At 68.6% G+C, this 24,091-nt stretch carries 20 protein-coding genes and 1 pseudogene; 9 read left to right on the top strand and 12 right to left on the bottom strand.

From position 1 onward, the window contains the following. The first annotated feature begins 23 nt into the window (after positions 1–23). The 4 genes from ACRSCF_RS18145 to ACRSCF_RS18130 all read left to right on the top strand — a co-directional run bounded on the left by ACRSCF_RS18145 (position 24) and on the right by ACRSCF_RS18130 (position 3,177). Entirely contained in the window at positions 24–488 is a 465-nt protein-coding gene (locus ACRSCF_RS18145) for a Cd(II)/Pb(II)-responsive transcriptional regulator (protein ID WP_017404568.1), read from the top strand. Between the two features lie 72 nt (positions 489–560). Continuing rightward, entirely contained in the window at positions 561–1,364 is an 804-nt protein-coding gene (locus ACRSCF_RS18140) for an MlaE family ABC transporter permease (protein WP_034364961.1), read from the top strand. 65 nt (positions 1,365–1,429) lie between these two features. Continuing rightward, positions 1,430–2,422 (top strand): MlaD family protein, encoded by a 993-nt coding sequence (locus tag ACRSCF_RS18135; protein ID WP_012204766.1) that lies wholly within the window; start codon positions 1,430–1,432, stop codon positions 2,420–2,422. Further along, positions 2,419–3,177, top strand: coding sequence for a hypothetical protein (locus ACRSCF_RS18130; RefSeq protein ID WP_244386328.1), 759 nt, complete (start codon positions 2,419–2,421; stop codon positions 3,175–3,177). Before ACRSCF_RS18135 ends, ACRSCF_RS18130 begins: the two co-directional genes overlap by 4 nt. Before the next feature lie 59 nt (positions 3,178–3,236). Here ACRSCF_RS18130 and ACRSCF_RS18125 read toward each other — a convergent pair whose 3' ends face one another. Both ACRSCF_RS18125 and ACRSCF_RS18120 read right to left on the bottom strand, forming a co-directional pair. Further along, the gene (locus tag ACRSCF_RS18125; protein ID WP_016449910.1) at positions 3,237–3,401 is read right to left on the bottom strand and encodes a hypothetical protein; all 165 of its coding nucleotides are present in this window, start codon (positions 3,399–3,401) and stop codon (positions 3,237–3,239) included. 237 nt (positions 3,402–3,638) lie between these two features. Beyond that, positions 3,639–4,667, bottom strand: a complete 1,029-nt coding sequence (locus ACRSCF_RS18120) for a porin (protein ID WP_016449909.1) — start codon at positions 4,665–4,667, stop codon at positions 3,639–3,641. Positions 4,668–5,195: 528 nt separating this feature from the next. Here ACRSCF_RS18120 and ACRSCF_RS18115 point away from each other — a divergent pair. Continuing rightward, entirely contained in the window at positions 5,196–5,834 is a 639-nt protein-coding gene (locus ACRSCF_RS18115; RefSeq protein WP_016449908.1) for a LuxR C-terminal-related transcriptional regulator, read from the top strand. Between the two features lie 26 nt (positions 5,835–5,860). Here ACRSCF_RS18115 and ACRSCF_RS18110 read toward each other — a convergent pair whose 3' ends face one another. Then, a complete protein-coding gene (locus ACRSCF_RS18110) occupies positions 5,861–8,512 on the bottom strand; it encodes a hybrid sensor histidine kinase/response regulator (protein ID WP_034364964.1) in 2,652 nt (883 codons plus the stop codon). 223 nt (positions 8,513–8,735) lie between these two features. On the opposite strand from ACRSCF_RS18110, the gene ACRSCF_RS18105 reads away from it, so the two are divergent. Further along, positions 8,736–10,064 carry a dicarboxylate/amino acid:cation symporter gene (locus tag ACRSCF_RS18105; protein WP_016449906.1) on the top strand — a complete coding sequence of 443 codons (1,329 nt, stop codon included), beginning with the start codon at positions 8,736–8,738 and terminating at the stop codon, positions 10,062–10,064. Between the two features lie 118 nt (positions 10,065–10,182). Here ACRSCF_RS18105 and ACRSCF_RS18100 read toward each other — a convergent pair. From ACRSCF_RS18100 to ACRSCF_RS18060, 9 genes and pseudogenes are all read right to left on the bottom strand, one after another. Beyond that, positions 10,183–11,037 (bottom strand): annotated as a pseudogene (locus tag ACRSCF_RS18100) (MurR/RpiR family transcriptional regulator); the annotation flags it as partial. A 120-nt stretch (positions 11,038–11,157) separates the two neighbouring features. Then, positions 11,158–12,330: a Gfo/Idh/MocA family protein gene (locus tag ACRSCF_RS18095; protein WP_034365007.1), complete on the bottom strand. Its 1,173-nt coding sequence runs from the start codon at positions 12,328–12,330 to the stop codon at positions 11,158–11,160. A gap of 39 nt (positions 12,331–12,369) precedes the next feature. After that, the gene (locus ACRSCF_RS18090) at positions 12,370–13,302 is read right to left on the bottom strand and encodes a TIM barrel protein (protein WP_126312004.1); all 933 of its coding nucleotides are present in this window, start codon (positions 13,300–13,302) and stop codon (positions 12,370–12,372) included. Positions 13,303–13,326: 24 nt separating this feature from the next. Further along, entirely contained in the window at positions 13,327–14,340 is a 1,014-nt protein-coding gene (locus tag ACRSCF_RS18085; protein WP_126312003.1) for a Gfo/Idh/MocA family oxidoreductase, read from the bottom strand. A gap of 14 nt (positions 14,341–14,354) precedes the next feature. Further along, complete coding sequence (locus tag ACRSCF_RS18080; RefSeq protein WP_034365010.1) at positions 14,355–15,176, bottom strand: TIM barrel protein; 822 nt, start codon at positions 15,174–15,176, stop codon at positions 14,355–14,357. After that, positions 15,173–16,120, bottom strand: coding sequence for a sugar phosphate isomerase/epimerase family protein (locus ACRSCF_RS18075; protein ID WP_016452425.1), 948 nt, complete (start codon positions 16,118–16,120; stop codon positions 15,173–15,175). Before ACRSCF_RS18075 ends, ACRSCF_RS18080 begins: the two co-directional genes overlap by 4 nt. 24 nt (positions 16,121–16,144) lie before the next feature. After that, positions 16,145–17,182: an ABC transporter permease gene (locus ACRSCF_RS18070; protein WP_016449899.1), complete on the bottom strand. Its 1,038-nt coding sequence runs from the start codon at positions 17,180–17,182 to the stop codon at positions 16,145–16,147. Positions 17,183–17,211: 29 nt separating this feature from the next. Further along, on the bottom strand, positions 17,212–18,762 hold the full coding sequence (locus tag ACRSCF_RS18065; RefSeq protein ID WP_034364969.1) for a sugar ABC transporter ATP-binding protein: 1,551 nt from the start codon (positions 18,760–18,762) through the stop codon (positions 17,212–17,214). Between the two features lie 73 nt (positions 18,763–18,835). Continuing rightward, a complete protein-coding gene (locus ACRSCF_RS18060) occupies positions 18,836–19,816 on the bottom strand; it encodes a sugar ABC transporter substrate-binding protein (protein WP_034364972.1) in 981 nt (326 codons plus the stop codon). A gap of 218 nt (positions 19,817–20,034) precedes the next feature. Here ACRSCF_RS18060 and iolD point away from each other — a divergent pair, with 218 nt between their 5' ends. The 3 genes from iolD (at position 20,035) to ACRSCF_RS18045 (ending at position 24,076) form a co-directional block, all read left to right on the top strand. Further along, complete coding sequence (gene iolD / locus ACRSCF_RS18055; protein WP_244386319.1) at positions 20,035–21,918, top strand: 3D-(3,5/4)-trihydroxycyclohexane-1,2-dione acylhydrolase (decyclizing); 1,884 nt, start codon at positions 20,035–20,037, stop codon at positions 21,916–21,918. A gap of 89 nt (positions 21,919–22,007) precedes the next feature. After that, the gene (iolE, locus tag ACRSCF_RS18050) at positions 22,008–22,934 is read left to right on the top strand and encodes a myo-inosose-2 dehydratase (RefSeq protein WP_074923389.1); all 927 of its coding nucleotides are present in this window, start codon (positions 22,008–22,010) and stop codon (positions 22,932–22,934) included. 44 nt (positions 22,935–22,978) lie between these two features. Continuing rightward, positions 22,979–24,076, top strand: a complete 1,098-nt coding sequence (locus ACRSCF_RS18045; RefSeq protein WP_244386317.1) for a porin — start codon at positions 22,979–22,981, stop codon at positions 24,074–24,076. Positions 24,077–24,091: the final 15 nt, after the last annotated feature.

Raw genomic sequence — 24,091 nt, 5'->3', positions numbered from 1 at the left:
GTGAAGTCACTTCAAGGTCAAGCATGTCACAGCATGAATCTGCGCGCTGGCGCATCGGCGAGGCGGCCAAGCGTTCCGGCGTGGCCGCCGCCAACATCCGCTACTACGAGAAGGAAAGGCTGCTCAGTGCAGGCGCGCGCGAGGACAACCAGTACCGGCTGTACAGCGACAGCGATGTGCACCGGCTGCGCTTCATCCGCCTGTGCCGCGCCATGGACATGTCGCTGGACGAGGTGCGCACCCTGCTGGCGCTGGACGGCGCCAGCAAGGCCGACTGCGTGGCCGCCAACGAAACCCTGGATGCGCACCTGGGCCATGTGCGCGAGCGCCTGGCCGAGCTGCGCGCGCTGGAGCATGAGCTGATGCAGCTGCGCAGCCAGTGCGACGGGTCGGCCAGCTACTGCCATCTGATCGAGGCCCTGCACGCCCAGGCCGACGAGCCGCTGGCGCCTGCCCTGGGCAGCACCGGCGCCAAGCGCCATGTGTAGCGCCGTCCGCGGCTGCCTGTCTTGCGCCGGCGTCCGACGGACCGTCCCGGTACGGCTCGCTATCATCGACCGATGAGCCTCAGCCACGCAGCCCTGTCCCTTCCCGACCGCATCTGGGCGGCGCTGCGCGACCATGCGCTGGCCTGGTGGCGCAGCGTCTACCTGGGCGCCGTGTTGCTGGTGCTGGCCATGTCCCCTTCCAGCTACCGGCGCGGCGCGCGGCGTGCCATGGCGCACCAGATCTATGTGCAGACCGGGCCCATCCTGCTGGGTTTCACGGCGCTGGCGGCGCTGTTGTGCGCGGTGATCACGCGCATCGTCATCGTCACGGCGCTGAGCTATGGGCTGTCGCGCTATGCGCTGGAGATGGTGGTGCGCGTGCTGGTGATCGAGCTGATCCCGCTGACGGCCGCACTGTTCGTGGCCATGCGCTGCACCATTCCCAACGGCACGCTGATTGCGCAGCTGCGCGCGCGGGGCCAGCTCCAGGCCTGGCAGGAGCGCGGCTCCGATCCGCTGCGCATGGCCCTGGTGCCGCGCGCCGCCGGTGGCGTGTTTGCCTCGGTCACGCTGGCCGTGCTCAGCTGCGTGGTGGCCCTGGTCACCGTCTACCTGAGCGTCTATGGCTTCACGCTGGCGGGCCTGGCCGGCTACACGCGCATCTTCGGCCAGATCTTCACGCCGGCCGTGACCCTGGTCTTCGTGCTCAAGACCTGGTTCTTCAGCCTCACCGTGGCCATCATGCCCATGGCTTCGGGCCTGTATGCGCCGCTGCGGCGCCACCGGCTTGGCGGCGCGGCGCTGGGCGGCTTTGCGCGCATGTTTGCCGTGCTGCTGGTGATCGAGGTGATCTCGCTCATGGGCAACTACTACTGAGCACGCCCGCTGAACTCCACGAACCCCACATGCACGGCAAGGCCCGTGCCAGAACAAGGAATGCCATGACCGATACGCGGCGCCCGCCGCCAGACCCCTGGGACGGCGAGGAAATCGAGGCCCTCAAGCCCGTGGCGCACCTGCGCGCCAAGGCGGCTGGACTGCTGCTGTTCACGCTGGTGCTGATTCTTGGATCGGCCCTGTACCTGCTGTACTCGCGCGGCGTGTTCGACGCCACGCAGCGCCTGGTGCTCACGGCCGACGACTCCGAGGGCGTGAGCGTGGGCATGGACATGACCTTCTCGGGCTTTCCGATCGGGCGCGTGCGCCGCATCGAGCTGGCCGAGGACGGCAATGTGCGCATCCTCATCGACGTGCCGCGCAAGGACGCGCACTGGCTGCGCGAGTCCAGCGTCTTCACCCTGGTCAAGGGGCTGGTGGGCGGCACCACCATCAAGGCCTACAGCGGCATCCTCAGCGATCCGCCGCTGCCCGACGAGGCCGTGCGCCCCGTGCTGCGCGGCGATGCCACGGCCGAGCTGCCGCAGATCATGTCCACGGCCAAGGAAGTGCTGGGCAACATCGCCCAGCTCACCGCGCCGGATTCGGCCCTGGGCGGGTCGCTGACCGAGCTGCGCGGCCTGGCCGGCCGGGCCCAGGGGCCGGGCGGCGTGCTCGGCGTGGTCATGGGCAGCGAGCAGGAGGCGCGCAAGGTCACGGCCCTGCTGGACCGCGCCAACGCCACGCTGGCCCGCATGGAGCGCATGGTGGCGCGGGCCGACAGCCAGGTGTTCGACGCCGGCGGCGTCATGCCCGAGGTGCGTTCCACCGTGGTGCAGCTCAACGGCCTGCTGGCCGACACGCGCCGCACGCTGGGCAAGGTGGACGCCGTGCTGGCCGAGGCCCAGGCCGTGGGCTCCAATGCGCGCGAGGCCACGGCCGACCTGGGCGCCCTGCGCGCCGAGGTCGAGGGCAACCTGCGCCGCCTCGAAGGCGTGCTGGCCGACCTGCAGCGCAAGTGGCCGTTTGCCCATCAACCGGAGTTGAAGCTGCCATGAGTGCTGCCGCCAAGAAACTTTCTGCCGCAACCCTCCTGGCGCGCCATGCCGTCGCCGGCGCCGTGCTGACCCTGGTGCTGGCCGGCTGCAGCAGCCGCCCGCCCGCGCCGGACTGGGCGCTGAATGCCGAATCTGCGTCCCAGCGCGCCTCCACCGCCTACCTGGAAGGCCGCCAGCGCGTGCAGGCCCTGGAATGGGACAAGGCCCGCGCCGAGGTGGCCGCCACGGGCCGCACCGACCTGGCCGCGCGCCTTGAACTGATGCGCTGCGCGGCCCAGGTGGCCAGTCTGGAATGGGACGACTGCCCCGGCTACCAGGCGCTGGCGCTTGACGCGGCGCCAGCCGAGGCCGCCTATGCGCGCTATTTGCAAGGCAGGCCCCGGCCCGAAGACATTGCGCTATTGCCGGAACTACAGCGCCCCGTGGCGCAGGCGCTGCTGGGTGCGCCTGCCTCGGCGCTGGCTGCCGTGGGCGCCATCAAGGAGCCGCTGCCCCGGCTGGTAGCGGCCGGCGCGGCCTTGCGGGCGGGGGCGGCACAGCCCCAGTTGCTGGAGCTGGGTGCCGAGACCGCCTCGGCCCAGGGCTGGCGCCGGGCGGTGATGGCCTGGCTGCTGCTGCAGGCCAGGGCCCATGATCAGGCGGGCGAGGTGGGCAAGGCCCAGGCCGTCAGGCGCAGGCTGGCGCTGCTGGAGAAGACGGCCAGCGGTGGAGGCGCATCGGCAGGTACATCAACCGGCGCATCGGCCGGCAAATGAAAACAGCGCCAGTCCGCAAGGGATGGCGCTGGGCAGGCATTTGCAGGCGCTTGCAGGGCCTACATCGACGACAGCAGGGCGCCCGGGTCTTTTTGCAGCAAGGTGTCTGCGGCCGGGGCGGCGCTGTCCAGCCACAAGGTGGCAACGCTGGCGGCGACGGCAAGCAATACCGTGGCGGTGAAGGCAATGAAGGGATGACGTCCGAAGGGGCTGGGTCTGCGCATGGTGCACCTCCTGTCTGGCAGCGCAGGCAGAGCATGGGGCTGGGCCTGGACTCCATTGCACACCGGATTGCGCAGCGTGGCTGTCGGACAATCGCTTTCTCTCTTGACGTTCGTGAAAAAAGCGGTGGGAGAAATTCCCTATCGATCTTCAGAAGGCCGAAAAAAAAAGCGAGGCAGGGCCTCGCTGAAAGTTCGGGACGTAAGTCCCCGGCCCGTGCTGGCAGGCCAGGCGTCGCCTTAGAAGCGGTGGCGGATACCCGCGATCAGGCTGGTGCCCGACTTCAGGTCCGTGATGCGGTCGTGCATCAGCACGGTGTACACATCGGTGCGCTTGGACAGGTAGTGGTCGTAGCCCAGGCTGGCCGTGGTGCGCGTGGAGTCCACGGCGCCGATCTCGGCCTTGGTGCGGGCGAGGGCTGCCTTGATGGTGCCGGCGCTGCTCACGGGCACGTCCAGGCCCAGCGAGTAGGTGCTGTTCTTGCGGTCCAGGTCCTTGACCTTGGCCTGGCCGTAGGTCGCGTACAGCTTGGCCACTTCGAAGTTGTAGGTGCCGCCCAGCATCCAGTCGGTCTTGGTGGGCATGACGGCCAGGCTCACGGGGTTGCTGATCTGGGCGCGTTCGTAGAAGGCCACCAGGCTCAGCGGGCCGCCGAAGTACATGGCGTTCACGCCGATGTTCTTCTTGCCGGAGTCGCCGCCCTTTTCACCGAACTGGTAGTGGACGTTGGCCTGCAGGCCGCCGAACTTGGGCGTGCTGTAGACGATCTGGTTGCTCCAGCCGGTGTCCGACGGCGTGGTCAGGTTGGCCGAGCCCCAGGCTGCCGTGCCCACGTTGGCGTGCAGCACCAGCGGGGAGATGGTGAAGGAGTCGCCGAAGGGGTTGGTCAGGATGGTGGGCAGGAAGTTGGGCGCCATGCCGCGGCCCAGGCGCACCGTGCCGAAGCCGCCGGACAGGCCGACGTTGGCATCGCGCGAGAAGTACGGGTCGCCGTCGAAGCGGCCGGGGCTGCCGGTGTCCACGCGCATGAAGGCCGTCAGCTGGAAATCGACCTTCAGGCCGCCGCCCAGGTCTTCCTGGCCCTTCATGCCCCACCAGGAGGTGGTCATGCCGCCCGAACCCACGACGCCCTTGCCGCTGGCGTCGCCAGCCATGCGCATGGAGCCGGCATAGGCGTCCACCAGGCCTGTCAGCTGGACCGAGCTTTGGGCGTGTGCAGCGCCGGCGCAGGCCAGTGCAGCGGCCAGTGCGATGAAGGAACGTTTCATGTTGAGGAGTCTTTCATTGTTGGATAGTGGAAACGGTTGGCCAGTGCTGTGACCGGGGCAGACGATGAGGCAAACGCCCTGGGCGGGCTATGTGGCAAACCTGGGACAGTGGCGTTTTCGCATCAGGGTCCGGCCGGTGTCGGCGTGCCTTTGCGGTGCGCGCGCGAGGCAGTCCAGACTGGCTAAGCCGCGTATTACAACGCATCCCAGCCATTGCACCGGCCAGAAAGTGGTGTCTTTGACACAGTTATGACGAAACTTAATTTGTGTTTTGCACTCTCGCGGCTTGAACGCTGCCGTGCACTGGGTTGGGGCCGGGGCACCAGGCCTGTGCAGCAGGTCCTTGCAAGAGGGCTCAAAGGTCAATTCAGGGCTCCTTGTTCGTCGGTTGGAGGAAGATTTCCGCCTGTTGCCAGGCCTGTGGCTGCAACTGATTGCAAACGGCGTGCCAGCCTGCAACCCGGCCACCGGCCTCCACGGGGGTCCATGAGCCGGGCATGTGTTTGCAGACGTGTCAGACTCGCGCCCATGTCCGAATCCACCCTGCTTGTTGCCGATGACCACCCGCTGTTCCGCGCTGCGGTGATCCATGTGCTGCGCGAGGCCCTGCCGCAGTTCGCCGTGCTGGAGGCCGCAAGCGCTGCGACCCTGGGGGCGGCGCTGCAGCAGCACCCCGAGATCGAACTGGTGCTGCTGGACCTGGCCATGCCGGGCGCGCGCGGCTTCTCCGCGCTGCTGCATGTGCGCGGCGAGTACCCCGACATTCCGGTGGTGGTGATCTCATCCAACGACCATCCGCGCGTGATCCGCCGTGCCCAGCAGTTCGGTGCCGCGGGCTTCATTCCGAAGTCGGCGCCGGCCGAGGCCATAGGCACGGCCCTGCAGGAAGTGCTGGACGGCGGCAGCTGGTTCCCGCCCATGGCCGCCGAGCGCTCCGAGGCCGACGCCGCGCTGGCCGCGCGGCTGGCCCAGCTCACGCCCCAGCAGTTCCGCGTGCTGCTGTGCCTGGCCGACGGCCTGCTCAACAAACAGATCGCCCATGAACTGGGGCTGGCCGAGAACACCGTCAAGGTGCATGTGACGGCCATTCTCAAGAAGCTGGAGTGCTACAGCCGCACGCAGGCTGCCGTGCTGGTCAAGAGCCTGGAGAACGACGGCACGGCCTGAACTCCATGCCGCGGCGTGCCGTGCCCCTACCGGTGGCGCAGCAGCATCTGGCTCATGAGCGCGCGCAGCGCGGGCGGGCGCACGGGCTTGGCCAGAAAGCCCCAGCCGCGCTCGGCCGCCTGGCGGCGCAGCATGCCGTCGCGCTCGGCCGTGACCAGGATCACGGGCGGCGACTGGCCCCAGCGCTGGCACAGCTGCGCGTAGACATCGGGGCCGTGCAACTGGCCCAGGCGCACATCGAGCAGCACCAGTTGCGGTGCCTCGCCGGGCGCGGCCAGCGCCAGCGCCTCGGCCGGGCCGCCGGCCAGCGGCACGCTGCAGCCCCAGCGCTGCAGCAGGGCGCGCATGGCGGTGCAGGACTGGGGATCGTCCTCCACATACCAGGCGTTCATGCCCTGCAGCGGTGCATCCTGGTCCGGGTCGCCGGTCTGCGCGCTTGCGGCGATCTGCGGCACGGCGCCCGGGTCGCCCAGCGGCACGCAGACCCAGAACACGCTGCCCCGGCCCAGTTGCGAGCGCAGGCCGATCTCATGGCCCAGCAGCCGGCCCAGGCGCTCGACGATGGCCAGGCCCAGCCCGGCACCACGGTCGTCGCCATGGCCCTCGTCCAGGCGGCGGAATTCCTCGAAGATCTCGTGCTGCAGGCTCTCGGGAATGCCCGGTCCCTGGTCGTGCACCTCGATGCGCAACTGCTGGCCCTGGCGCCGGCAGCCGATGACGATGCGGCCCTGGCGCGTGTAGCGTATGGCGTTGGACAGGAAGTTCTGCAGGATGCGGCGCAGCAGGGCCTCGTCGCTGCGCACGACGCAGCGCGTGTCCACCGCGCTCAGGCGCAGGCCCCGGCTTTCGGCCAGGATGCCGAAGTTGTGGCGCATGACCTGCAGCAGCGGGCCCAGCGCGAAGTCGCGCACGCGCACCTCCAGCTGGCCCGATTCCATGCGCGAGATGTCCAGCAGGCTGCCCAGGATGGCGTCCTGCGCGGCCAGGGCGCCGTCGATGCTGTCGGCCACGTGGCGGCCCGCCTCGTCATGCAGATGGCTGCGCAGCAGGGAGCTGAACATGCGCGCGGCGTTCAGAGGCTGCAGCAGGTCGTGCACCGCAGCGGCCACGAAACGGGTCTTGTAGCGGTTGGCCTGCTCGGCCTCGCGCTTGGCCTCGGCCAGGTCGCGCGTGCGCTCGGCAATGCGCTGCTCCAGCGCATCGGCCAGCGAGCGCAGCTCGCGTGCGGCGTTCTTGTAGCTGGTGATGTCGGCATAGCTGGTGACGAAGCCGCCGTCGGGCAGCGGGTTGCCGCGGATCTCCAGCACCGTGCCGTCGTCCTTGGTGCTTTCGCGCAGGTGCGGGCTGCCGCTGCGCAGATGCTGCAGCCGCCGGTGGATGGCCTCCTCGATGGGGCCGGGCCCCAGCAGGCCGCGCCGGGCGTTGTACCGAAACAGGTTCTCTATGGGCTGGCCCGTGCGCAGCAGTTCGGAGGGAAAGCGGAACAGCTCCACGTAGCGCGAGTTCCAGGCCACCAGGTTGAGGTCGGCATCGATCACCACCACGCCCTGGGGCAGGTGCTCCAGGCTGCGGCTCAGTCCCGTGTCGGCCTGGCGCGCGGCCTGGACGATGCCGTCCTGGGCCGTGCGCAGCTCCTGGGCATGCTGGCGCAGCACGGTTTCCAGCTCCAGGCGGCTGCGCAGGCGCAGCGCGGCCAGCCGCCTGCGCTGGCGCACGAACAGCACCAGCATGCCCAGGGCCAGCCAGCCCCCCGCCGCGGCCGCCGCCGCCCAGCGGCTGGCCACGGTGCTGGCCTGCGTGTCATGCAGCAGGTGCAACTGCCAGTCGCTGCCGGGCAGGGGCAGGGTCTGCCACAGCGTGGTGCCGGGCAGGGCGGGTTCCTGCATCTGCACCAGGCGGCTGCCTTGCTCCAGGCCCTGGCGCACCCGGTAGCGCATGGGGTGCAGTTCCTGGTCGATGTACTGGCGCGTGGCGGCCAGGTCCGCCTCGTCGGCGGGGCTCAGGGGTGACAGCAGGCGGTAGCGCCAGTCGGACTGGCTGGCCAGGAAGACCACGCCGTGCTCGTCCGAGGCCATGACCACGTCAGGCGTCTGCAGCCATTCGCGCTCCAGCTCCAGCAGCGCGATCTTGATCACCACCAGGCCCGCGACGGCGTTGTGCTCGTCCAGGATGGCCTGCGACAGGAAGTAGCCCGGCACGCCCGTGGTCAGGCCGATGCCGTAGAAGCGCCCGCTGCCGCGCGACAGCGCCTGCTGCACATAGGGCCTGAAGCTGTAGTCCACGCCCACGTTGCTGCGCGTCTCGCGCCAGTTGCTGGCGGCCAGGGCCGTGCCGTGGCGGTCGATCAGGGTCAGCGTGGACGACTGGCTGGCGCCGTTGGCCTGCTCCAGCTTGCGGTTGAGGGCATCGACCTCGGCGGGAGACAGCGGGTGGGTGAGGGCGGCACGCAGCTGCGCATCCAGCGCCAGCACCTCGGGCAGGGTTCGGTAGCGGTCTATGCGCTGGCCCAGGGCCTGGGCGTAGAGGCTGAGCTGGCGCTGCACGCTTTCGGCCTCGCCGCGCAGGGCGCGGTGGTAGACCAGCTCCCCGGCCAGCAGCATGCAGGCGAGCATGCCGCCGAACAGCAGCAGCAGGGTCCAGAAGGAGCGGCGTGAAGGGCGTCGAACGGGTTGGGGCATGGTGGTCTGGGCCCGATTGGGCGCCAGCTTGGTGCCTTCCAGGGACGGGAAGGGGTTGGGGATTACCCTGATTCTGCGTCCATTCTCCCTGGGAGAGCGCCTGCGCCTAATACCAATAGGTTATCGGCGCCGGAGGATGCCAGCGGTACAACCTGCACCTTCCCGCAACTTGCCGCACCTCGGTGGTGCGTCAACCCCACAGAAATCCTGCCGGAGCCGCACCATGCATGCCGTCCCCACCCACGCCGCCAGCCCCGAGCGGCTGCCCTTCTACCGCCAGCTGTATTTCCAGGTGGTGGTCGCCATCGTGGCGGGCGTGCTGCTCGGCCACTTCGAGCCCCAGTACGCCGAGCAGTTCAAGCCGCTGGGCGACGCCTTCATCAAGCTGGTGAAGATGATCATCGCGCCGGTGATCTTCCTGACCATCGTCACCGGCATTGCGGGCATGACGCACCTGCGCACGGTGGGCCGGGTGTTCCTCAAGGCCATGGCCTACTTCCTGTTCTTCTCCACGCTGGCCCTGGTGGTCGGCATGGTGGTGGCGCACGTGGTGCAGCCTGGCGCGGGCATGAACATCAACCCGGCCGACCTGGACCAGGCCGCCGTCAAGGGCTATGTGGCCAAGTCGCATGAGCTGACGCTCACCGGCTTTGCCATGGACATCATCCCCAAGACGCTGGTCAGCCCCTTCGTGGGCGACAACATCCTGCAGGTGCTGTTCGTGGCCGTGCTGTTCGGCATCTCGCTGGCCATGGTCGGCGACGCCGGCAAGCCCGTGCTCAACTTCCTGGAGGCGCTGACGGCCCCCGTGTTCAAGCTGGTCGGCATCCTGATGAAGGCTGCGCCGCTGGGCGCCTTCGGCGCCATCGCCTTCACCATCGGCAAGTTCGGCCTGGGTTCGCTGGTCAACCTGGCCTGGCTGGTGGGCTCGTTCTACATCACCTCGCTGCTCTTCGTGGTCGTGGTGCTGGGCTTCGTGGCGCGGCTGTGCGGCTTCTCGGTGCTCAAGCTGGCACGCTACCTGAAGGCCGAGCTGCTGCTGGTGCTGGGCACCTCGTCCTCGGAATCGGCCCTGCCTTCGCTGATGCAGAAGATGGAGCGCGCCGGCTGCGGCAAGTCCGTCGTGGGCCTGGTCGTGCCCACGGGCTACTCCTTCAACCTGGACGGCACCAACATCTACATGACGCTGGCCGCGCTGTTCATCGCCCAGGCCACCAACACCCACCTGACCCTGGGCCACGAGATCGCGCTGCTGCTGGTGGCCATGCTCAGCTCCAAGGGCGCTGCCGGCGTGACCGGCGCGGGCTTCATCACGCTGGCCGCCACGCTGGCCGTGGTGCCCGAGGTGCCGGTGGCGGGCATGGCCCTGATCCTGGGCGTGGACCGCTTCATGAGCGAGTGCCGCTCGCTGACGAACTTCATGGGCAACGCCGTGGCCACCGTGGTGGTCTCGCGCTGGGAAAACGAGCTGGACTACAGCAAGCTCAACGCCGCCCTGGACGGAGAGCCTGTGCAGGCCCTGCCTGCCGAGGCCGCCGTGGCCAAGGCCTGAGAACTCCCTGGCCAGGGCAAGGGCCGGCAACGGCCCCTGCCTGCCCCACCGCTGCGCCACCCCAGGGTGGCGCTTTGCTTTGTCTACTCGCCTGCCAAGCTGCCAAGCTGCCGGGCGCGGCTGACGAGCGCAGCGACAGCTCCAGCCGGTAGGCCAGGGCCACGAAAAGGCTTTGCGCCAGCCCCATGGCCGCCGTCAGCGCGCGAAAGCCGAAGGTGGCGCTGTCCTGCACGATCAGGGCCGCCTCGGCCTCGCGCGCAATGGGGCTCATGCGGCTGTCGGTCATGGCGATCAGGTGGGCGCTGCGCTGCCTGGCCCACTGCGCCACCTGCACGGTTTCGTCCGCATAGGGCATGAAGGAAATGGCGATCATCATGTCGCCGCTGCGCACCGACCGGATCTGCCCCTGCTGCATGCTGCCCAGCGCGCTGAACAGGCCTATGCGCTTGTCGGTGTGTTGCAGCGCATATTCCAGATACACGGCCACGGGAAACGAGCGGCGCGAGCCGGCGATCCAGATCGCCTGCGTGCCGGCCAGCAGCTCCACCGCCCGGTCGAATGCCTGACCGTCCAGGTTCTGGCGCAGCTGCTGCATGCCGGCCATGCCGCCTTTGAGGAATTCGTCGGCAATCTGCACGGGCTCCAGGGCGGCGGGGCCGGCCTCGACCATGTCGCGCACGCGCAGTTCATAGGCGCGGCCCGGCGCGATCTGCTCGGCAAGGCCTTCGCGGAACAGGCGCTGCATCTCGGAAAAACCCGAGAGCCCGAAATGCTTGGCAAACCGTACGACGGCCGAGGGCTGCACACCACATTGCGCGGCAAGGGACTGTATGCCTTGCAGGCCGAGCTGGTCGCGGTGGACCTCGATGTGGCGGGCAATGGCCTTGAGCTGCCGGCTCAGGCCATCGTATTCCTGGGCAATCTGCTGCAGGAGTCGGTCCACGGATGCGGGGGGCGGCGGGGAAGGGCTCATCGCAGGCGGGCCGGTGGGCGATCCCGGGGCAAGGGATCGACTGATTTCTGGATGGGCCATGATGCCATGGCGATCCCCGGGTCCCGGGCCGCTGGCAGCCCAGGCGGGGCATGGCATTCCCTAGCAGTAGTCCACCCAGATCCCGCCGGCATCGGCCGAGCGCACGCAGTTCTCCACCCAGCGCACGCCCTCGATGCCAGCGTGGATGTCCGGATGGAGGATGGTTTGCAGCGCCTCGCGATCGCGCCTGTCCGTGGCCTCCATCGCCAGCGCGAAGCGGTGGTAGAGGTTGGACCATGCCTCGAACAGGCCTTCCGCATGGCCTGCGCTGATGCGGTCTTCCTGCAGCGCGGCGGGGTGCAGATAGCCCATGCCGCGATCGAGCACCTGCGCCGGCTGGCCCTGGACTTCGTGGCGCAGCTGGTTGGGGTGTTCGTCCCACCATTCGAGGCTGGCCCTGGCGCCGATGACGCGCAGCTTGTGCCCATGCATGGAGCCGCTGTTGACCGCGCAGGCCCACAGGTAGCCCATGGCGCCGCCCTGGTACTGCATGAGGGTGAAGGCGTTGTCCTCCAGCGGGGCGCGGCTGCTGACGAAGCTCTGCCGGCTGCACATCAGCCGCTCGATCTTCAGCCCCGGCAGCATCAGCTGGGAAAGGTACAGCGGATGCGTGCCAATGTCGCCCAGCACATAGCTGGGGCCGGCAAAGGCCGGGTCCATGCGCCAGCGCGCGGCGGGGCTGGACTGCTCCACCGCCTCGCTGTGAAAGCCGTGCGAGAACTGCATCTGCACGATGCGGATGTCGCCCAGCTCGCCCCGCGCGATCATCTCGCGCGCCTGGGCGATGAGCGGGTGGCCGGCATAGCCGTAGGCCACGCCGACCATGCGGTTCCTGGCAAGGGACAGCTCCAGCAGCTCCTTGGCCTCGGCCGTGGTGAAGCACAGCGGTTTCTCGCAGACCACGTGCAGGCCTGAGAGCAGGGCGGCCTTGCAGATCTCGAAATGGGTGTTGTTGGGCGTGGCGATGGATACCGCGCGAATGCCGTCCGGGCGGCCGGCCTCGGCCTCGAACATCGCCCGGTAGTCGGCGTAGCAGCGCTGCACGTCCACGCCCAGTTGTTCGCCGAACCGGCGCCCGCGCGCGGCATCGATGTCGAACGCCCCGGCCACGAGCCGGAAATTGTGGTCGCGCAGCGCCGCCGACCGGTGCACATGGCCGATCTGGCTGTTGTGTCCGCCGCCGACCATGCCCCAGGCAATCGGGCGGCCGGGCAGAAGGGTTCCGTCGATCATGGTGTCCACCTTTGTGTTGCGTCTTCAGCAAAAGCGTCTTCAGCAAAAACCTGTGCGGGCCAGGAAGGCGCGGCTGGCGGCCACGTCGGGCAGGCTGGCACCCGCATTGCGCGGGTCGCGCTCCTGCTCCACCGTGATGCAGCCTGCATAGCCGATCTCCCGTAGCGTGGCGCCTATGGCCGGATAGTCGAGCACGCCTTGGCCGATGGGGCACATCACGCCCCGGGCGCAGGCGTCGAAGAACGCAATGCGCTCGCCCATCACCTGCCCGTACACCTGGGCGTCTATGTCCTTGAAATGCACGTATTCCAGCCGTGCCGCATGCCGGCGCAGCCAGCTTGCCGGGTCCATGCCGCTGTAGTGCAGGTGGCCGGTATCCAGGCACAGTCCGGCGGCCTGCGCCGGCACGTCGGCGGCGATGCGGTCGATCTCGTCGGCAAATTCGATGTAGCCGCCCGCATGCGGATGGATCACCGCGCGCACGCCGAAGCCGCTCCAGGCAAGGTGCGCTATCTGGCGGATGTGATCGACCATGGCGGCCCAGCGTGCATCGGACAGGCGCGGGGCGCGGTCCGGGTGGCCGGCCTCGAAGTCGCGCTCGGGGTGGCCCCAGTCCATCACCACGAGATAGGGCGCCGGGTAGCGTTGCCCGGCTGCAGCGGCCGGCCTGGGAAGCTGGCTGATGAGTCCGCAGATCTCGCGAGTCTGGCGCAGCAGCTGCGGCAGCCGGGCCGGCGAGACGAGATCGTCGAAGATCGTGCCGGCGGTGATGCACAGGCGCCGCTGCGTGAATTCCGTGCGTACCAGGGCCGCCTCGAGCGGGATGTAGCCGCAGGGGCCGAGTTCCATGCCCCGAAAGCCCGCCTCGCAGGCCTCGTCCAGCACCTGGCGCCAGGGCGGCAGGTGCGGGTTGTCCACGTTGTCCACGCCCCAGCAGCAGGGCGCGCAGCCAATGGTCAGGGACGCTGTCATGGTCGCAGTCATGGCGTCAGGGGCTCAGGGCTGGTAGAACGCCGGGCGCGCTGCGCTCGCCATGCGCTCTATCGCGCCGGAGGACTGCGCCAGCAGGCAGGCATCGGCGGCCACTGCGGCGGCGTAGCCGTCCCAGGCCGAGGGACCTGTCAGTTGCCGGTCGCGCACGCCGTCGATGAAGGCCTGCAGCTCCGCGTCGTAGGCGGCGATGAAGCGCTGCTTCCAGTCGGTCAGCAGGGGCGTGCAGCTGCTGGCCGCGCGCTTCATGGGCACGGCCGCAGGCTCCGGCAGGCGCGCGATGCCCGTCTCGCCCACCACTTCGCACTGGATGTCGTAGCCGTACCGGCAGTTGACGAATACCTCCACGTCGATGCGCACACCGCCCACGGTCTCCAGCAGGATGATCTGCGGATCGTTCAGATGCGGCAATGCGTGGCGCGTCTTCCTGGGGAACACCACCTGGGCGCTGGCGTAGTCGTCGTCCAGCAGCCAGCGCAGGACATCGAGCTCGTGGATCAGCGTGTCGGTGATGGCCATGCTGGTGGTGTAGCCCCCGGCCACCGTGGGATTGCGGTGCGCGCAGTGCACCATCAGGGGCGCGCCAATCTCGCCGGCGGCGATGACATGGCGCAGCGCACGGTAGCCCGCGTCGTAGGGGCGCATGAAGCCGACCTGCACCAGGCGCCGGCCCTGCGCCACCTCCGCTTGCACGATGCGCATGCAGCCTGCGGCGGTCACCGCCAGCGGCTTTTCACAGAACACGGGCTTGCCGTGGGCGATGGCCTCCAGCACCAGTTCCTCGTGCGAGGGACCCCAGGAGGTGACCAGCACCGCCTGCACCTGTGGCGCGGCGATCAGCGCCCGGCCGCTGTCCATGATCTCGATGGCCGGATCATGTCCGGCCACCACGTCCCGCGCCTGCTGCGCATCGATGTCTGTCACCGCCACCACCCGGGCGCCCGACAGCACCCGGGAGATCCTGCGGATGTGGTCTTGTCCGATGGCTCCGCAGCCTATTGCTCCGATCTGCAGCGTCATATGGTTCCCTTCTTTCAAAGCAATGAATGGCGGATGAAGTCCATGCTCTGGCGCAGCAGGGCTTCGTTGCTGTCCGCGTCCGTGATCCGGGCCGCGAACGGCTCGAACGAGACCGGGCCGCCATAGCCGCGATCGAGCAGTTCTCGCAACTGGGCGATGTTGCCCAGGCGGTCTCCTTCGCCGACCAGCACGCGGTGGCCGTCGCGCATCTGGCCGTCTTCGAGCCGGTGGTCCTCGACGCCCGAGACATGCACCAGCCCGGTCAGGTCGGGAAAGAAGATGTCTTCGCCGGCCAGGTAGTGGTGGAAGCTGTCGTGCACCAGCCTGAAGTGGCGTTCGCCGGCTGCGCCGTAGATCGCCTCGACGGCATCGGACTTGCGGCGCAGCGCGCACTCGGCAAAGCCCAGGGGCTCGACCAGTCCCTGCACGCCATGGCCATCGAGGAGGGGGCGCAGCTGCCTGAGGGCATGCACCAGGTCGCGCCGCCGCTGGCCGGGCGTGCGCGGGTCGGCCCTGTCGTTCAACGGGCACATGACCAGGGCCCGGGCGCCGCAGTCACGCGCGTACGCCGCCAGCGCGCGCGCCTTGCGCTCCAGGCCGGCGTCGAAAACGTCGAAGGGATACAGCGCGTTGATGGACACGATGGTGATGTCGGCCTGCCGCGCCGCGGCCTGGATGGCGGCGGGCGCCGTGCCGTCGCAGGTCTCGGCATGGGGCAGGTCGTTGCGGATCTCGATGGCCGACACGCCCAGGCGCCGGCACATGGCCAGGTAGCCGGCAAACGGCATGCGAGAGGCGCTGATGCGGTTGATGGCGAAATGGATGGGATTCGTCATGGGCCGGGACTCGGGTGGGAAGCGGTGGTCAGGGGCGCAAAGCGGTCCGGGAAATGCCTTTCCAGCTGTTGCTGTATCTGCTGGCGCATGAAGCGGCTGGATTCGGCCGCACGCTCTTCCCAGGCGAACACGCAGGACGACAGAACGCCGTCGAAGCCGGCGCTGCCCAGCGTGCCGAAGAACAGGTCCCAGTCGATCTCGCCCTGGCCCATGTCCAGGTGCTGGTGCACGCGGATGTGGTGCGAGCCCGGCGGGTTGACGATGTAGCGCAGCTGGCTGCTCTTCCTGTGGTCGAAGGTGTCGGCCACGCGTACATGGGCCAGCAGCGGCGCGGCTTCGCGCAGCATGGCGGCCATGTCGCCGCCGTAGTGGAAGGTGTGCGGGGCGATATAGGACAGCCGCAGCGCCTTCGAGCCCATGTTCCTCACGATGTCCATGGCCGGCCGCAGCTGCTCTATCCAGTCCTCCGGATGCGGCTCCACGGACAGCGTGATGCCTTCGCGCTCCAGGATGGGCAGCAGCTCGTCCATGGAGCGGAACCAGGCGGCCTCGCACATCTCCTTCGGATTCGCGCCGGCAGGACCGTTCACCGAGCGCTCGGGCGAGGCTCCACGGCCGAACTCCGAGACCATCAGCGCGCACTCCATCTCGATGGCCACCTCGATGGCCTTCTTCCAGCAGCGCATCGCCCATTGCCGTTCGTCCTCGAACGGGCTGGCCCAGCGGTACATGGGCTGCAGCGATGCCAGTGCCACGCCGCTGGCGCGCATGGCCTGGCGGAATGCGGCCATGCGCTCCTTGGTGGCGCGCGGCATCACCCACCAGTCCAGGAAATCGCTGCGCGGCGACAGCTCGATGTGCGCATAGCCCAGTTCGGCCACGGCCTGCGGCAGCCGGTCCAGCGGCTCGTGCCGGATCATGTAGGGATCGAGGGCGATTTTCATGGTGTCTGCCTGCAGGGCGCGCCGTCAGCGCCGCGCCTTCTTGTTGCGGTACTGGTCGGCGACCACGGCCGCGACGATGATGGCGCCCTTGACCATCTCCTGGTAGTAGGCGTCGATGCGGATGAAGGTGAAGCCCGAGGTCATGACGCCCAGGATCAGCACGCCGATCACCGTGCCGGTGATGCGGCCCATGCCGCCGGCCAGCGAGGTGCCGCCGATCACCACGGCGGCAATCGCATCGAGCTCGTACATGACACCCATGCCCGACTGGCCCGAGATGGCCCGCGCCGCCGTCACCGTGCCGGCGATGCCGCCGAGCAGGCCGGCAATCATGTAGACCCAGACCAGATGCCGCTGCACGTTGATGCCCGAAACCACGGCTGCCTGGCGGTTGGAGCCGATGGCATAGGTGAATTTGCCGAAGCGCGTATGGCGCAGCACCACGTGGAAGACGGCGGCGAGCACCAGAAAGATGATCACCGGATGGGCGCCGGAGCCGATCGCTGCGAAGTCGTCGGTCAGCATGGAGACGGGCGTGCCGTTGGTGAACCACTTGGCAAAGCCGCGTGCGGCCACCATGGTGCCCAGCGTGGCGATGAAGGGCGGAATGCCCGTGAAGGCGATCAGCGAGCCGTTGAGCAGGCCGACCATCAGGCCCACGCACATGCCGGCCGCCACCGGCCAGACCACGGGCAGGTCGGTCAGCTGCGGGAACACGGCACGCGGAAAGTCGGACACCTGTGCCAGGCTGGCGGACACCACGGCGGTGGCGGCCACCACCGAGCCCGACGACAGGTCGATGCCGCCGGTGATGATGACGAGGTTGACGCCCACGGCGATGATGCCGATCACCGCCATCTGCAGCACGATGATCTGCAGCCGCTCGGCGTTGAGCAAAAAGCTCTGGCCCACGGTGAGCCAGCCGGCCGCCTCGAAGAACAGTGCAATGCCCAGCAGCACCAGAAAGATGCTCAGTTCCGGCGGCCGCCTGGCCCGGTGCAGCGGGCCGGTGCCCGGGCCGGGCGGGGAGGGGGCCTGCGAAATCGATGGGGTATTGCTCATCTTGCCTGTCTCCGCTTGGGGTCCCCGGCTCAGCGGGAAGCCAGTTCCATGATCCGTACCTGGTCGGCGTCCCTGCGCTCGACGATGCCCGTCATGCGTCCCTCATGCATGACCAGGATGCGGTCGCTCATGCCCAGCACTTCGGGCATCTCCGAGGAAATCATCAGCACGGCCGCGCCCTCGGCGGCCAGCGTGCCGACAAGGCGGTGGATCTCGGCCTTGGCGCCGACATCGATGCCGCGCGTGGGCTCGTCGAGGATGAGGATGCGGGGCCGCGTCAGCAGCCAGCGGCCGATCAGCAGCTTTTGCTGGTTGCCGCCCGACAGGTTCTGTATCTGTTCATGCAGGCCGGGCGACTTGATGCGCAGCGTGCGCGCCATGTGCTCGCAGTCGCGGCGCAGCGCAGCCCGCTCGACGAAGCCGCACTTCACATGGCGGCTGCTCAGCACCGCCATCTCCATGTTGGCCTGCAGGTCCAGGCCCGTGAAGCAGCCGGTGTCCTTGCGGTCCTCGGTGAGAAAGGCCATGCCGTGCCGCATGGCCTGCGCGGGCGAGTCGATCTTCACCGGCCGGCCGTCGATGCGGATCTCGCCGCTGGTGGCGGGCACCACGCCGAACAGCGCCTCGGCCAGATTGGAGCGCCCGGAGCCCACGAGGCCGGCCACGCCCAGGATTTCCCCGGCGCGCAGCTCGAAGCACAGACCGCTGAACACGCCCTGCACGCCCAGCCCGTCCACGGACAGCACCACGTCGCCCAGGGCCACGTCCTGCTTGGGGAACATCTGTGTGATCTCGCGCCCCACCATCATGCGGATGATGTCGTCGCGCGTGACGTCGGCGGCCGCATGCGTGCCTATGTAGCGGCCATCACGGAACACCGAGAACTCGTCGGCGATCTCGAACAGCTCGTTCATCTTGTGCGTGATGTAGACGATGCCTTTGCCCTGGCTGCGCAGGTGGCCGATGATGCGAAACAGGTGCTCCACCTCCCTGTCGGTGAGCGCGGAGGTGGGCTCGTCCATGATCAGCACCTCGGAGTCGAAGGACACGGCCTTGGCGATCTCCACCATCTGGCGGCTGGCCACGGTCAGCGTGCGCACCTCGGCCCCGGGATCGATGCCGATGGCCAGCCGGTCGAACAGCGCCTGCGTGCGCTGGCGCAGCTGGCGGTGGTCGACCAGGCCGAGGCGGTTGAGCGGCTCGCGGCCAATCCAGATGTTCTCGGCCACGCTCATGCCGGGCATGAGGTTCAGCTCCTGGTGGATCATGGCAATGCCCTGCTGCAGCGCATCCAGCGGGCCGTGCAGCGTGACGGGCCTGCCCCTGAGGCGGATCTCGCCCTGGTCGGGCGCATGCATGCCGGCAATGATCTTCATCAGCGTGGATTTGCCGGCGCCGTTCTCGCCCATCAGCGCATGCACGCTGGCGCTGCGCACGCGCAGCTGCACATCGGCCAGTGCCACGACGCCGGGAAACGACTTGCCCACGCCACGCACTTCCAGAAGCCAGTCGCCAGCAGGGGATGGGGAAGCTGCAGGCCAGGGGGCGGCCTGCGGCCTGCCCGGCGAGACGGTGGGCATGGGCACTCCTTGGAGGACAGGTTGTGAAGAGGTGGCGGGGGTGACGGGGCGACGCGGACCAGGCGAGGCCGGCTCAAGGCCTGGCGTACTGGTCCATGTTCTCGGGCGTGACCAGTTCGAAGGGCACGTTCACGAAGCGCTCCACGGCCTGCTTGCCGGCCAGGCGCAGGGCGGCATCGACGGCATTGGCGCCCTGGCCCGCCAGGTTCTGGAAGACGGAGACCTTGAGGTCGCCGTTCTTCATGGACGCCAGCCCGTCCGGCGTGGCGTCTATGCCGGCCACGATCATGTCGGGCGTCCATTTCCTGGCCGACTTCAACGCGTTGATGGCGCCTATCGCCATCTCGTCGTTGTTGGCGAGGATGGCGTCGAACTTCATGCCCGAACTTAGCCAGTTCATGGTGATGTCCTGGCCCTGCGTGCGGCTCCATTTGCCTTCGCGCTTGTCCAGGATCTTCATGCCTGCGCACTCGCGGGTCGCCAGCACTTCCTCGATGTCGCGGGTGCGCACGCGCGCCGAGTCGTTGGACAGCTCGCCCATCAGCACCAGCAGGTCGCCCCGGCCGCCCAGCAGCTTGCAGACCTGGCGGGCCTGCAGCGTGCCCGACAGCTTTTCATCGGACGCGACCACGGCAGTGCCTGCGGGCAGCTTGTCGAAATCCACGGGCTGGCGGTTCACGTAGACCAGCGGAATCCGGGCGGCGCTCACCATGCGGGTGATCTTGGGCGTGGCGTCGGTATCGACCGGGTTGACGATGATGGCGTCGGCCCGCTGGGCAATCATGTTCTGGATCTGGCTCAGCTGCTTGCCCACGTCGTTGCCGGCGTCCTCGATCTGCACGCCGGCTCCGTGCTTTTTCGCTGCATCGACGATGCCGTTGCGCAGGATGGTCAGGCCCGTGTCGTCAAACAGCGCCATCGCCACGCCGATCCTGAGGGGCTGCACCGGGGCCTGGGCCTGCGCTGCCCGTGGCTGTGCCTGAGCCTGGCCATGCAACGGCAGGGCGGCCAGAAGGGCTGCGGCAATGGCAGCCAGCAGGTGTCTTTTACTCATCCCTCGTCTCCTTGTTCCTGAGCGGCAGCGGGCGCATGCAGGCCCCGCATGGACTCGCCACACACCGGATTGCACCGGACCGTGAGGGGAACTGTAGTTCCGCGCCGTGAAATTTTGGAAATTAATTTCTAAGTGATTACACCTAAGGAAAATAATTTCCAATAGTTTTAATCTTTCGGCCATGTTCTGAACGGCGGACATCGGAGACAAGGCAAGCCATGACAAGCACTGTGAGATTGACCGTCAGCCAGGCGCTGGTCCGCTACCTGGCGGCCTTGCGGGCCGAGGTCGTGCAGCCGGACGGCAGCACCTCCATCCAGCCCTATTGCGGCGGCGTGTTCGCCATCTTTGGGCATGGCAACGTGGCCGGGCTGGGCGAGGCCCTGCATGCCGAAAGGCACAGGCTGCCCACCTTTCGCGCCCACAGCGAACAGGGCATGGCCCATGCGGCCGTGGCCTTTGCCAAGACCCATTTCCGCCAGCGCATGATGGCCGTGACCTCCAGCATCGGCCCCGGCGCCACCAACCTGGTGACCTCCGCCGCGCTGGCGCATGTGGCGCGCCTGCCGCTGCTGCTGCTGCCCGGGGACATCTTTGCCTCGCGCCTGCCCGATCCCGTCCTGCAGCAGGTGGAGAGCTTCGAGCAGGGTGATCTGAGCGCCAACGACTGCCTGCGCCCGGTCACGCGCTACTTCGACCGCATCATGCAGCCCGGGCAATTGCTGGCGGCCTTGCCGCGCGCCATCCAGGTCATGACCGACCCGGCGCAGTGCGGCCCCGCCTGCCTTGCGCTGCCGCAGGATGTGCAGACCCAGGCCTTCGACTGGCCCATGGATTTCTTCCACCCGCCGCTGATCCTCCAGCGTCGCCCGCCGGCCGATGCCGCCGAGCTGGAGCAGGCCGTGGCCTTGCTGGCCTGCGCCAAAAGGCCGCTGATCGTGGCGGGCGGCGGCGTGCTGTACAGCCAGGCCTGGGAGGCCTTGCGCGTGTTTGCCGAAACGCATGGCGTGCCGGTGGCCGAGTCGCAGGCCGGCAAGGGCAGCCTGGCCTGGGACCATGCCCTCAACCTGGGCGCCATCGGCGTGACCGGCTCGCCGGCTGCCAACCACGCGGCCCGGCACTGCGATGTGCTGCTGGCCATCGGCACGCGGCAGCAGGATTTCACCAGCGGCTCGCAGGCGCTGTACAGCCAGGCCACGGTGCTGGGCCTGAACGTGCAGCCCTTCGATGCCGCCAGGAAGCGTGGCCGCCAGCTGGTGGCCGATGCCCGTATTGGCCTGGCCCAGCTGGGTGCAGGATTGGCCGGCTGGCGGGCCGATCCACGGTGGACCGAAGAGCTGCGCGCCCGGGCCTCAGCCTGGGCACAGCGCGTGGCGGAGCTGACATTGCACGTGCCCCAGGGCGAGCTGCCCTGTGACGCCGAGGTGATCGGGGCCTTGCGCGAGTCTGCCGCCGACGCAGGGCTGGACAGCGCCCGCAATGACGTCGTGGTCTGCGCGGCCGGCACGCTGCCGGCCGAGCTGCACAAGCTGTGGCGCAGCGGCCTGCCGGGCAACTACCACGTGGACTATGCGTATTCCTGCATGGGCTACGAGATCGCGGGCGGCCTGGGCGTGAAGCTGGCAAGGCCCGAGCGCGAGGTCATCGTGGTCGTGGGCGATGGCTCCTACATGATGCTCAACGCCGAGCTGGCCACCTCGGTGCTGCTGGGCCGAAAGATCATCGTCGTGGTGCTGGACAACCGTGGCTACGGCTGCATAGAGCGGTTGCAGATCCGCTGCGGCGGCGCCAGCTTCAACAACATGCTCGACGACTGCGTGCCGCAGGGCGGCGAGCGCTCGTCCATCGATTTCGCCCGCCATGCCGCTGCGATGGGGGCGGAGGCCGTCCATGTGGGCGGTGTGCAGGAACTGCGCCGCGAAATGCTGCGTGCGCGGGCGTCCCGCCGCAGCCAGGTGCTGGTGATAGACACCACCCACCACCGCACCACGGCCGACGGCGGCGCCTGGTGGGAGGTTGCCGTGCCCGAGGTCTCGGGCCGCCCCGAGGTCCAGGGCGCGCGGCGCGAGTACCTGCACCACAAGGCAGGCCAGCGGCGCTGACGCCGCGCCACCGTCGCCCCGCCCGATTTCTGCCCATCTGCCCATCTGCCTAACTGTCTAAGCGCCTATCTGCCCCAAGGAGGACTCGCATGAACTGGAAGGTTCGCATCGGTATCAATCCCCTGTCCTGGATGAACGACGACCTCCCTTCGCTGGGGGGCGATACGCCGCTGGACACGGCACTGAAGGAGGGCGCCGAGATCGGCTACGCGGGTTTCGAGCTGGGCAACAAGTTTCCGAAAACCGGCCCCGCGCTCAAGGCCAGGCTCGACGCGTACGGGCTGGCCTGCGTCTCCGGCTGGTACTCGGGCTTTCTGGCGCAGGCCGATGCGGGCAGCGACGACCAGGCCCTTGCCGCCGAGGCCGAGCGCTGCAAGCCCCACATGGACAGGCTGCGCCACAACGGCGTCGACGTGGTGGTCTATGGCGAATGCGCGGGCACGGTCCAGGGGCAGATGGGCACGCCTGTGTCCCGGCGCCCGCGCTTTGCCGACGATGCGGCCTGGCAGCGCTATGCGTGGCGGCTGGATGCCTTTGGCGCGCACCTGCTGGAGTGTTACGGCATCCGGCTGGCCTATCACCACCACATGGGCGCCCAGGTGGAATCCCCGCAGGATGTGGACCGCCTGATGGCGCTGACCGATCCGCGCAAGGTCTTTCTGCTGTTCGATACCGGCCATGCCTACTACGGCGGCGCGGCCGATCCGGCGGCGCTGCTGAAAAAACATGTGGCGCGCGTGGCGCATGTGCATTGCAAGGATGTGCGTCCCCAGGTGATTGCCCAGGCACGCCAGGGCGACTGGAGCTTTCTGCAGGGCGTGGTCAACGGCATCTTCACGGTGCCGGGCGACGGCGCGCTCGACTTCGAGGCGGTGCTGCGCACGCTCAGGGATGCCGGCTACCAGGGCTGGCTCGTGGTCGAGGCCGAGCAGGACCCCGCCATCGCGCCCGGCTACGCATACGCGAAAAAGGGCTACGAGACGCTGCGCGCGCTCGTGGAGCGGCTGGGCGCCTGAGGCCATCCGGCATCGAGGCATGAAAACCAAGGGAGGACAACGTCATGACATCTGCAATCCACCACGCCCTGCGGGGCCCTGCGGCCCGGGCCACCGTACCTTGCCTGTGCGCTGCGGCGCTGGCCGGCGCAGCCAGTCTGGCCGCGGCGCAAGGCAGCGTCACGCTGTATGGGCGCATCGTCAGCGGTGTCGACTATATGAGCCGCATTGCCGAGGGGCCGGGCCGGTCTTCCGGTCAACTCCGGCACGCCGGGCAATGGGGCGCGACCTGGTGGGGGCTGCGCGGGGCCGAGGACCTGGGTGGCGGCCTGAGCGCCGTCTTCCATCTCGAAAGCCAGTTCTCGGCCGACGACGGCACGGTGGGCGACAGCTTCTTCAGCCGCTATGCGGTGGTCGGCCTGCGAAGCCAGACGTACGGCACGCTGCTGCTGGGCCGGGCCATGGGCATTCCGGACGGCGAGGTCTGGGCGCTGGACCCCATGGGCCTGCAGGCCATGGGCGCGGGCACGCTGCAGGGCAACCGGACCTGGGGGTCGCGCCCCAATGCCATCAGCTACCAGTCGCCGGCCTGGGGCGGGCTCTCGTTTCGCACCCAGCTGGGGCTGAACGGGGAGGCGGGCCGTTCCCGGGCCTGGCGCCAGGCCGCCGCCAGCGTGGGCTATGAGCAGGGGCCGCTGGTGCTCAAGGCCTTCTACGAAGAAATCCGTGACGGCAACGGCGCGTTCAGTTCGCTCTACGCGGCATCGCGCCTTTACACGGTGGGCGCAACCTACCGCGTGGGCGGCCTGAAGCTGTTCACGGGCTACAGCCAGATCCGGTCAGGCCTCCTGACGGTGGCCGACGCCGACAACCCGGCAGGCGCCCGCAGGCAGCAGACCTACTGGATGGGCGCCAACTACCAGGCCACGCCGGCGCTGGTGCTGGTGGGCGGCGCCTACCGCGCCAACCGCAGTGGCGGCGGCGCCAGCCTGCTGAGCCTGGGGGCCAACTACCATCTTTCCCGGCGCACCATGCTGTATGGCACGGTCGGCACCCTCTCCAACGGGGGCACAGCCTCGTTCTCGGTGGAGGCCAACAGCGGCAAGCCGCTGCCCGGCTCCGGCCAGCAGGGGCTTTACGCGGGCGTCGTGCACTCGTTCTGAAGCCGCCTTTGCCGC

Origin of the sequence: Delftia sp. 11MD (assembly GCF_050907895.1) — a bacterium.
Taxonomy (GTDB): Bacteria; Pseudomonadota; Gammaproteobacteria; order Burkholderiales; family Burkholderiaceae_C; genus Comamonas; species Comamonas tsuruhatensis.
The sequence above is the reverse complement of the archived record's forward strand: the minus strand, read 5'-3'. Positions and strand labels throughout refer to the sequence as shown.